Genomic DNA, 10,383 nt, shown 5'->3' on the forward strand with positions numbered 1-10,383 from the left:
TCCTTTACTCTGTAGACAATTGGAGATTTAACCTCCACACAAACTATAGTTTTTGTGGAGGTTAAATCTCCAATTGTCTACAGAGTAAAGGAGAAATTCATGGGATGGTTAAAATCATCAGCCGCAAATCCTTAGGCACTCAACCTGTCTATGATATTGGTGTCAAGAGCGACCATAACTTTATTTTGGCAAACGGTATTGTCGCTTCCAATTGCTTCAACAAATCCCACTCCACCGCCTATGGCTATGTAACCTATCAAACTGCCTATCTCAAGGCGAATTATCCAGTTGAATATATGGCAGCCTTGCTGACAGCGAGTAGTAACAGCACGGACAAGATACAGAAATATATTGCTACTTGCTCAACCATGGGGATTGAGATTTTGCCACCGGATATTAATCGTTCTGATTTTGATTTTACCCCAATGTCTAATAGTATATTGTTCGGGTTTTCAGCAATCCGGAATTTGGGACACGGAGCAATTAATTGTATTCTCAAGGCTCGGGAGACTGGTGGTGAGTTTAAGGCTTTGGCAGATTTATGCGATCGCGTCGATTTGCGCACCCTTAACCGCCGTGGTTTGGAAGCTTTGGTTTACTGTGGTGCCTTTGATAGCATTCAGCCCAACCGGCAGCAACTTATCAAAGACCTCGACCCAGTGATTAGTTGGGGGCAAGACCGTGCCAAAGACCGAGAAAGTGGTCAGCTGAACATTTTTGATATGTTTGGTAACACTAATTCTGAGCCAGATCAGAACAATAATGCTTGGGAATCTGCTCCAAGCGCTCCAGCAGTTTCTGATTTTTCACGCCAAGAAAAATTAAATTGGGAAAAAGAATTGCTTGGTTTTTATGTGTCTGACCATCCTTTAAAATCAGCCCGTCCAGTAGCTCAAGTGCTTTCTCCTGTCAGTTTGGCGGAGTTAGGGGATCAAAAAAAGGGGACAACTTTGAGTGCTATTGTGATGCTCACTGAAGTTAAGCCTCACCTCACCAAAACAAATAATCAACGCATGGCCTTTGTGCAGATAGAAGATCTGACCGGTCAAGCTGAAGGAGTTGTATTCCCGAAAACTTACGAAAAAATTAGTTCTTTACTGCAAGCCGATTCCCGTTTAATTATTTGGGCGAAGGTGGATGAGCGAGATGAGAAAATTCAACTGATTATTGAAGATGCTGAGCTAATTGAAACTTTACGAACAGTAGTAGTAGAACTTACCCCTAAGCAAGTTACGACAAACAACCTTAACCAATTAAAATCGATTCTGCAAAAACATTCCGGTAAAAAACGTCAGGCAAAAGTACCCGTACTGGCAACTATTCCTACACCCCAGCAGTATCAATTTGTCCGTTTTGATTCTAAATACTGGGTGCAAAATGACCAAGTAACGGTTAATGCTCTCAAAGCTAGCGGATTTGATGCCCGTATTGCTCCAGTCATCAAGAGTTGAGTAAGGAGTTGAGTCTTTGCTCTTCTCTTCTCAGCAAGCTACTAAAACTATAGCATTTACAAATAGTTCATGAACAATCTTGCTGATTTATAATAACATCAAAAACTCTTCGGAGCTCTTTTTTACTATTCCCTATTCCCTTTTCCCTGTTCCCTACTCCCTGCTCCCTGCTCCCTGCTCCCTGTTCCCTACTCCCTACTCCCTACTCCCTACTCCCTTCTTTATCAACCTAAACCAGGATTTTGCTGAGGATTAGAAGAGCCAATAAATTCAGATTGGATCTCCTCCAATTCCAGATCAAGTTTAGTTTTATTTTTTGGTAAACTACTAGATCCAGAAACTTGATTTCCAAGGGTTTGATGGGTTGATTTAGGGGTCGGATTACCCATAATTTCAGACTTCAATTCTTCTAATTCTTGAGCAATCCTTTTATTCAATCCCCCGACTGCAGGCTTTGATGGTACAGTAGGTTTTATCGGTGTAACTGGTTTTTGTTGCCTTAAAGGTGTTGGGGGAGTTGTCTTAAGATGCAACTCTTTACTTACCTCAGCCGCTGATTGATAACGTCGGTTAATAGCCCCTGCTATCATCTTGTCTAAGATGCGACCAAGCTGATCACTAATAGGATGACTCAAAACGTTGCGCCAAATCCAGACACCCTCCCTGACATCAAATAAATCACAGGGGTGCCTATTGGTCAACAAATGAATACAAGTGATACCAAGACTATAGATATCACTGGCAAAAACTGCTCTACCAATACTTTGCTCTGGTGATACATAACCAAATGAGCCAATCGCTGTCCCAGTTTTGCCTAGACTAGTGCCAGTAGCAGCTTTCGATGCTCCAAAATCAACTAGAACCAGTTGACCAGGGACCTGGGTTGCTCCCCCGACAACCGAAGACCTTAAACTCCTGCGGCGAATAATGTTTTCTGGCTTGATGTCCCGGTGGATGACATGATGTTGATGAACAAATTGCAGCAATGGCAGCAAATCATCCAGTAGCGCCCGAATTTGTGCTTCATTAAATCCACCCCGACTTGCCAGTTCTTGGACTAAGTTTTGTCCATCGATAAACTCTTGCACCAAATACTGTTGGCTATCTTGACAAAAATACGCCAGCAGTTCCGGAATTTGAGGATGTTTGCCCAACTCATCCAGCCGTACCGCTTCCAGGGTGAATAACTCAGCTGCTTTTTGAACCGTGTTAGTTCCCTGGGCTTGGGGAAAAAACTGCTTGATGACGCAGGGAGGTTTGGAAGGTTTATCTTCATCCACAGCCAAGAAGGTTTTACCGAATCCACCTTGACCTATAGGTTTAATCCCTCGGTATCGCTCTTTGAGCAGCAACTTCGAGCCACAGGCAATGCAAAATTTAGTTCCTTCTCGATTTTGGGGATTGGGGCAAGTGGGATTGAGACAGTAGCTCATTATCGTGGTCAGCAGTCGGTCTTTTATCTATAATAATATATTGCCCTATCTACGAACAGATATTTTTGAGGCCATCTTCCCTACTCCCTACTCCCTACTCCCTACTCCCTGTTCCCTTTGCTATATGTTCCATAATTGCTTGTCGGAAGCCCAGTACTACTAAAGTATTGGACAGGGTTAAAAAAAACTCAGCACTACCATGTAGCCAATCCACATCAGCTAATGCTTCCTGATAAGCTACCTTGGAATAAATCCCAGCTGGGATGGTAACAAAAACAAACACCAAGAGGACGTAAAATCCGATTAGCGCTAAACGGGGTGTTTGTCCAGAACGAGTGAGAAACCACAAAAATCCTAGGTAAGGAAATAGGGAAATAGCAAATAATGTGTCTTTAGAAATCATCTGAAGATAAGGAAAAATGCTTGTCAAAATGATTCGGAAAACGTCAGCCGTTAGCTGTCAGCCGTCAGCCGTCAGCTGATAGCTGATAGCTGATAGCACCTCAAGTAGCATCTCAAGTAGCGCTTAAGCTGAGTGATTACCGTAAAACTTATCCCTGGCATTGGTAGCAACCCTACGCTGAACGCCAAATCCACCAAGCTGCTCCACAAAGGGTACAGTTACCTACAACCGTCATCGCTGCTTGGAGTGTTACCATCCACTCCAGGGATTGTTGGTTGTCAAAAAAGTGCCAGGTGATAGCACACATCGCACTGACCAATGCTGGTAACATAGCAAAAGACAATGCCCACCATGCACGATTGCCAGTAATTTCACCATAGGTCCAGATTAACCAAATTGCAGCAATCCACTCGATAACACTGGAAATGTGAATAATCCAAGTTGGAATTGATAGAGCATGCATAAAAAACTTAGGAGTACAGACTAATGGGTAATGGGTAATGGCTTAGGAGTAATCAAAATTACTAATTTTAAAGTTACCAAAACCCAAGCTTGATAATAGTGAGGCTTCTAGACATCCCCTTATCGACCGTTGACTTGTTTGAGTATACCAAGATTATACCAGCTACTTTACCTAAACTTTAAACTATGATTAGTACTAATGCTAATAACCAATCCGAACATGCCTAATCCTATCCTGGCTAAATAAAATATAGCGTTTATTATAGCTATATAACGATTTTGCCTTTGTCTCTATATCCTCAGGGGACCTGTTGGAACTAGCAGATACAAATAGTGACTTTGTCGCCTCCACGACTTATTTTAATTCACAGACTGGCTACAAAACATTTACTTACGAGTTTACAACAGCTGGCACGTTTACCTTGAGTATAGGAGTGGTGGATATGGCCGATTCTACGGTTTTTATAATAAATGGGCATAAATTAGCAATGGTCAAGTTAATACCAACTTTGGTGGCGATGGCAACTCCCTTTGGTTTGATGGCGGTTCTGCAGAAGATAACTCCCGTTATGCTATTACCCAAGCCCTAGATGTTTCTCATGGCGGTACTATTTCCTTTGACCTAATCATTGGTAATATCATTGGTAATAGTAATAATGGAGGGGAGAATGCAGATTCTGGGGAAGATCTCGCTCTTGAATATTCCATTGATAGCGGTATCTCTTGGATAAGACTGGGTTTGTATGACACAGAAGACTACATCAGTTGGAAAACTATTACTGAGAGCATTGACACCGATGCTATAACTAGTGCTACTCAGTTCCGCTGGCTACAGCTTAACCATAGTGGTTCTGGATTCGATAACTGGGCTATTGATAATGTGGATATTGATTTGGTTTAGATTATGAATCACTATAATCATCTGTTTTATTTAATTAATGTAAAATCAAGAATAAAAAATAAAAGGGAAAAAGCCTAGGTTAACTTTACATACCTAATTGATATGCCTAGGTTTACCATTTCCCCTGTAAATGGATAAATTAATCTGATGATTGCCGTATCTTCTTTATATCAATCCTTAGTTCAATTAAGATCTGCTATCTCTAGTTTAGATAATAGCTCTTTCTCAACGTATTCTAGGTGATGTAAATCCTCAGCTACAATTAGGATAGTGACATCCCCTTGAGTTCGTAAGGTGTCAAATTCATAAGGAAAGACAAAATTCGGATTACCATTACCCTGGTAGATTAAGGAACCAATCTTTTCCCTTAGGGTGGTAAAACTACAAGGTTCGATTGTAAGTCTCAACACCTTCCAGCATCCATCGTAGTCACTAGAACCAAACAAATTGTCAAGAATGAAAAACGCAAAGGACGATCCGTTCAGTCGGGCGTTGTTTTCGATGGGAAATATTCCTTGATCTGTGACAATATAATCGATGCCTAAGATGCCAAGATAGCCATCATCTCGCATGTGCTGGGCTATTTTGAAGGAGTAATCGCGAATTAACCCTTCTATCCTTTTTGAATAGGGTTTTCCTTTCACGTTACCGATATGTTGTAACCCATTAAACAGCTGGCATGTTATGCCCAGATGAGCAATTTCTCCATTGCTGCCAATCATCCACTGGTCATTGGGGGATGTAATGACTTTGAGGAATGGCTCAATTAAAAAACAACTTTCTCCTGATGCCAGCATTTTTGGCATCTCAGTGTCGAGGTTACTGCTGTTAACTTTATGAAGTGATGAGCCTACACACCCTTGTGCGCCCCGGATCAGTAACGTCTCATAATCCTTAAGCCAACCTAAGATTTCCTGTCGCAATTCTGTCTCAAAATCCTCAGAGTATGATGATTTACTCAGGATAGTTCCTGGTACTGTGGGAATACCAAGAGACTGACACAGGTCCTTGAAGGTGGACTTGTCAAAATACTTTAAGGTAATAGACTGATCACAGCCAAAAAAAACGGCATCAATGGTTGACGCCGCCTGTTTATCTACATCTGCCGAATAATAAGGAACAAACACCAATGGTTTTCCGATAGATGCAATAAATGCTCTTACTTCATCCGCTTTTTGCATTATCAGCTCTGAGAGCAGTGCTGGTTCATTTTCACGGTTGAAGGCAAAGACTTTCTGGGGTCCTAAGCCAAGATTTTTCAGCCAGTCGTAGTACTCTGCATCCAGATTGCCAGGAATGATCACGACATCCTCTGAACCAGCTACAGCTAAGGCTCGTGACGCCCAAGGTTCAAGTGTATTCTTGCCCTGAAAGTGGGGTTGGCTTCGGATATCGAAGGCAAATACCCTGACTTGATCTGAATTTGAGGAAATCAAGTCCAGAATAGAGCTTGATTTTGCGATCGCATTTGAGTTTACGCTTGAGTTCAATGCATCCTCTTGATGGGTGTGATTACCAATTAGCCTTTTGCTGCCAGAAGCACCATCCATATGCTTACTCCATACAGACCTAACATACGACTTATTACAAATTACAAGCGAAATTATAAATGAACCTATCTCCGTCTAGGAGTAGGACAAACCGTGCCCGCTGCTACCCTCGTACTTAACTGTGAGCAGTTAACCATAATAACTGCTCCAGAGTCAAGACCCTATCCCATAAGTTTTACTGATGGGATATGCTAAATACACCCTGTTTTTATGAGGGGTCATGGACACAAAATTAGGGGCAATTGCCAAGTGCGCTTAAGCGCTCCTACAGGCTATGCGATCGTCATACTATAGGTTTTAGTCCTATACAAATGAAATTTCGATTGATTTTTTTAACATTTTCTCATAAAAATTAGGTGTTAAGTGTTAGGTATTAAGTGTTAGGTATTAAGTGTTAAGTCTTAGGTGTTTGGTGTTAGGTGTTTGGTGTTAGGTGTTTGGTGTTTGGTGTTAGAACGGGAACATATACAAGCAAGAACCTGATGGGTCACTTCCCATTTGCTGTAGAACTGTTGCGGAGTCATAGCCATTGGACACTGACTGTAGCCTTGGATCAGTTAGCGCCCTGCCTTAGTTAGGGAGTGAGGGGACGCGGGGCAGGTATAGGTTTTACCATAGTTATGGTGTCTTTAGTGATAGGTAGCGGGAAGCCAGGGTCCCCCTGCTCAAAGTTCTGGCTTCCAACTTTTTGGTTAATTTGGGTTTGACCACTTTTTTGATAACCCAAAACACTTAAAAAACACAATTAACGCCTAAAAGTTCGGAAATTATTTTTATAATCGGAGATGTATTCAAATCAACATAAATCAATAAGGACTTAAGCAGTTGCGCTACATATAGTGATGACGTAACCATTGCTCCCCTACAATTATGGTTGAGGAACAGAAGCAAGGGTAAGTCCTGTCAATAAAAACTAATCACAAATAACTAATGACTATTAGTTACCAATTCCTGGCAAGAGCCGCAATATAAAGGAGTTTTATCAATGAGGCGATGGCGACCCATACTGTTGCTTGTGGCTTTTGTCCTAACTATAGTTCTCTCTAACTGCGTTAGCCCTTCTAATTGGATTGGGAAAAATACCCCTCCCAGTCCTACTCCTACTGTTTCTGAGAGTCCAACTCCCAGCCCTAGTCCCAGCCCTACTCCCAGCCCTACTCCCAGCCCTACTCCTACTCCCAGCCCTACTCCAACTCCAACTCCAACTCCAACTCCTACTCCTACTCCTTCCCCAACTAAACCTTCTAAGGATTCCAAGGGAAGGACAATCGTTTACGGAGCAGTGGGACAACCAGAAAACCTAGAACCGGGTAATATCAGCGACCGGGAATCCCTAGTTGTCCAGAAACAAATTTACAATCGCCTGGTGGAATACAAGCTGGGAACGATAGAACTGGAACCGGGATTAGCTACTGATTGGGAAGCGTCTCGGAATAGCAGAGTTTGGACATTTAAACTGCGCCAAGGGGTCAAGTTTCATGACGGGACTGATTTCGATGCTGAAGCAGTTAAGTTCAATGTCGAGCGTTGGTGGGACCCGGAAAACAAATATGGCTATCGCGATAAAGACAGAAAGTATCAAATTTGGGCTGATTTATTTGGTGGCTTCAAGGGAAACTCGAAATCCCTATTACAACAGATAGTCATCAAAGATAAGTATACAATTCAATTTGTCCTGAAACAGCCCTTAAGCATTTTTCCAGCGATGATTGGGTCAGGCTACTTTGGTATCGCTAGCCCAACCGCCATCAAGAAAGCAGGTTCTAAGTATGGTCGTGAGTCATCTCTAGCGGTAGGGACAGGTCCCTTTAAATTCAAAGAGTGGCGTAATGGCAAGGAAATTATCCTAGAAAAGAGCCCAAACTACTGGAAACCAAACCTACCTAAAGCAGAAAAGGTAATCGTGCGGTTCATCCCGGATATTGCGAAGCGGCTGACCATGTTGAAATCTGGAGAGATTGACTTCACTTCAGACCTAGTTCCTAAGCAATTAGAAAATTTAGTTGGTGAGGCTAAGCTCAAATCTATTTTCCGTCCCTCCTTCAATGTCGGATATCTATCCCTCAATACCAACTACAAACCCCTTTCTAAACAAAAGGTACGGATTGCGATCGCATTAGGAATTAATCACCAAAAGATTGTCGAAAAAAATTGGCAGGGTTTAGGAGAGAGTGATGCTCACTTCACCCCACCCCTCCTCGATTGGTCTGAGTCACCCAATTTTGGTAGCTATAAATATGATCCACAGCTAGCCAAGCAACTGCTGAGGGAAGCTGGCTACCCCAAAGGCTTTGACCTGGAACTCTGGTATATGAAAATATCCCGCCCCTACTATCCTGATCCGAAAGCGATCGCCCAAGCCATAGCTGATGACTTGGGTAAGATTGGCATCAAGGTTACTTTAAAAACCAAACCCTGGAAAGATTATCTCAAAGACCGACAAAAGTCTCCTGGTTTCCAAGGGTTTATATTGGGTTGGACTGGGGAATATGGCGACCCAGATAACTTCTACTATTCCCACTTCGGACCTAATGCTACCGCTGACCTTGGACGTTGGAAGAATAACCAAATCCTACGGCTATTGGAAACCGGTCGTAAGACCCAAGACAAGGATGCTAGGGCAAGAATCTATCGCCAAGTGGATAAAATTTTATTTGAAGAAGCCGTGCGCATTCCCATTGTCCACTCCCAACCGCTTTTAGGTAAGCGAGCCAATATTCAAGGCTGGAAGCCCAGTCCACTCGGTTCAGAATCCTTTGAAACTGTGGATAAGATTTAGATAGAACACTATAATTACAAATGTGTAACTTCAAAGGTAACAACTCTTGGGACAAAAACTCTTGGGACAAGTAATACTGCTCTAGGCTTTTTATTTGAGATGTAAACAGAGGAGTGAGGCCAAAAGCGAACAGCGAACAGGGCAAATGTCAGAGTAGGAAAGAGTTACGAGTAGTTTTTGTCGTTATCAGAAATAGGCATAGTTTTTCATGACCTATTTGTAAAGGCTATATATCCAAAAGGGAACTAGTTCGATGACAAAAAAAAGGAATACATCTAGAGACGGATTTAGGAACCGGTTAGAAAACTTTGCTTTAAACAACTTCAAGGGGATTTGGGAGTTTATTCAAAGCAACGACTCTCTAAGACGTCAAGCCAACAAAACAATGATTAACAATGTCGTCTACAAAATTCCCACTCGTCCCCATAAGTTAAGCGCGATGGCACCCTATACCTCTTGGGACTCATTAACAGACCGAACCTGGAGCGGACGACATTTACCCCCCGATCCAGAATTCAACAAAGCAGGTAACCTTCCTCCTCTCGAAGACCTTGCTGTTTTGTTTCGCAAAAAAGAGGGGAAAACCATCTATTCCGAGAAGTCTACCCTGCTGTTTCCCTATTGGGTGCAGTGGTTTACCGATGGCTTTTTGCGCACTGATCACTACAATAGATTAAAGAATACCTCAAACCACGGCATCGATTTATCTCCCGTCTATGGGTTGAACAGAAAATCTACAGACATGCTGAGATCCCATCAGGGCGGGAAACTGAAAAGCCAGATTATCAATGGTGAAGAATATCCCCTCTTCTATTACGACGATCCAGAAAACGGAGTGGTCAAACCAGAGTTTGACGGGTTGTATGAACCGCTCAATGATGAGAAGCGACTCGACCCAGCCAAGAAAGCCAAACTATTTGCTATGGGTGTCGAACGAGCCAATGTCCAAATTGGCTATGTAATGCTTAATGTTCTGTGTCTGAGGGAACACAATCGCCTGTGTGATTTACTGGCTAAGCATTATCCCGATTGGGATGACGAGCGACTCTTCCAAACGGCCAGAAACATCGTGATGGTGGTAATCATGAAAATTGTGCTGGAAGAGTATGTTAATCATATTACCTCCTATTACTTCAATTTCATTGTCGATCCTCCAGCGTTTACCAATGAGAAGTGGTATCGCCAGAATTGGTTTACAGTGGAATTTAATTTGGTATATCGTTGGCACAGTGCGCTTCCGGAGACTTTGATCTATGACAGCAAGCCAATTCCGATGATGGATAGCCTCTGGAATAATGAGATGCTGATCAATAAAGGTTTGGGACCATTGTTTGAGGAGACCTGTTCCCAACCAGGCACCAAAATTGGTTTGTTCAACACGGCAGAATTCCTGATACCTGTTGA

Annotated in this window: 10 protein-coding genes; 6 read left to right on the forward strand and 4 right to left on the reverse strand. The window is 42.5% G+C overall.

Features of this window, described 5'->3' with window-relative positions; all coding sequences use genetic code 11:
* The first annotated feature begins 104 nt into the window (after positions 1–104).
* Both F6J94_RS23220 and F6J94_RS23225 read left to right on the forward strand, forming a co-directional pair.
* A complete protein-coding gene (locus F6J94_RS23220) occupies positions 105–1,451 on the forward strand; it encodes an OB-fold nucleic acid binding domain-containing protein (protein ID WP_293044541.1) in 1,347 nt (448 codons plus the stop codon).
* A gap of 79 nt (positions 1,452–1,530) precedes the next feature.
* Positions 1,531–1,707: a hypothetical protein gene (locus F6J94_RS23225; protein WP_293044544.1), complete on the forward strand. Its 177-nt coding sequence runs from the start codon at positions 1,531–1,533 to the stop codon at positions 1,705–1,707.
* Here the strand turns inward: F6J94_RS23225 and F6J94_RS23230 are convergent.
* The 3 genes from F6J94_RS23230 to F6J94_RS23240 form a co-directional block, all read right to left on the reverse strand.
* The gene (locus tag F6J94_RS23230) at positions 1,676–2,884 is read right to left on the reverse strand and encodes a serine/threonine-protein kinase (protein WP_293044548.1); all 1,209 of its coding nucleotides are present in this window, start codon (positions 2,882–2,884) and stop codon (positions 1,676–1,678) included. The genes F6J94_RS23225 and F6J94_RS23230 overlap by 32 nt on opposite strands.
* Positions 2,885–2,978: 94 nt before the next feature.
* Positions 2,979–3,287 (reverse strand): DUF3593 domain-containing protein, encoded by a 309-nt coding sequence (locus tag F6J94_RS23235; protein ID WP_293021741.1) that lies wholly within the window; start codon positions 3,285–3,287, stop codon positions 2,979–2,981.
* Between the two features lie 172 nt (positions 3,288–3,459).
* Positions 3,460–3,750, reverse strand: coding sequence for a DUF2499 domain-containing protein (locus F6J94_RS23240; protein WP_008184715.1), 291 nt, complete (start codon positions 3,748–3,750; stop codon positions 3,460–3,462).
* Positions 3,751–4,060: 310 nt separating this feature from the next.
* Here F6J94_RS23240 and F6J94_RS23245 point away from each other — a divergent pair, with 310 nt between their 5' ends.
* On the forward strand, positions 4,061–4,339 hold the full coding sequence (locus F6J94_RS23245; protein ID WP_293044550.1) for a hypothetical protein: 279 nt from the start codon (positions 4,061–4,063) through the stop codon (positions 4,337–4,339).
* Complete coding sequence (locus F6J94_RS34390) at positions 4,231–4,650, forward strand: hypothetical protein (protein WP_364303794.1); 420 nt, start codon at positions 4,231–4,233, stop codon at positions 4,648–4,650. The genes F6J94_RS23245 and F6J94_RS34390 overlap by 109 nt, the downstream gene beginning before the upstream one ends.
* Before the next feature lie 182 nt (positions 4,651–4,832).
* On the opposite strand, the gene F6J94_RS23255 is transcribed toward F6J94_RS34390, so the two are convergent.
* A complete protein-coding gene (locus F6J94_RS23255) occupies positions 4,833–6,200 on the reverse strand; it encodes a hypothetical protein (RefSeq protein WP_293044555.1) in 1,368 nt (455 codons plus the stop codon).
* Between the two features lie 985 nt (positions 6,201–7,185).
* Between F6J94_RS23255 and F6J94_RS23260 the strand changes: the two genes are divergently transcribed.
* Positions 7,186–8,979 (forward strand): ABC transporter substrate-binding protein, encoded by a 1,794-nt coding sequence (locus tag F6J94_RS23260; protein ID WP_293044558.1) that lies wholly within the window; start codon positions 7,186–7,188, stop codon positions 8,977–8,979.
* Between the two features lie 253 nt (positions 8,980–9,232).
* The coding region (locus F6J94_RS23265; protein WP_293044562.1) for a peroxidase family protein at positions 9,233–10,383 on the forward strand (1,151 nt) is incomplete at its 3' end.

The organism is Moorena sp. SIO1F2 (assembly GCF_010672755.1).
Lineage (GTDB): Bacteria > Cyanobacteriota > Cyanobacteriia > Cyanobacteriales > Coleofasciculaceae > Moorena.

Excerpts from the sequence above, each read along its gene's own strand:
- F6J94_RS23220 (WP_293044541.1), top strand. The coding sequence starts at position 105 with ATGGTTAAAATCATCAGCCGCAAATCCTTAGGCACTCAACCTGTCTAT.
- F6J94_RS23230 (WP_293044548.1), bottom strand. The coding sequence starts at position 2,884 with ATGAGCTACTGTCTCAATCCCACTTGCCCCAATCCCCAAAATCGAGAA.
- F6J94_RS23235 (WP_293021741.1), bottom strand. The coding sequence starts at position 3,287 with ATGATTTCTAAAGACACATTATTTGCTATTTCCCTATTTCCTTACCTA.
- F6J94_RS23240 (WP_008184715.1), bottom strand. The coding sequence starts at position 3,750 with ATGCATGCTCTATCAATTCCAACTTGGATTATTCACATTTCCAGTGTT.
- F6J94_RS23255 (WP_293044555.1), bottom strand. The coding sequence starts at position 6,200 with ATGGATGGTGCTTCTGGCAGCAAAAGGCTAATTGGTAATCACACCCAT.
- F6J94_RS23260 (WP_293044558.1), top strand. The coding sequence starts at position 7,186 with ATGAGGCGATGGCGACCCATACTGTTGCTTGTGGCTTTTGTCCTAACT.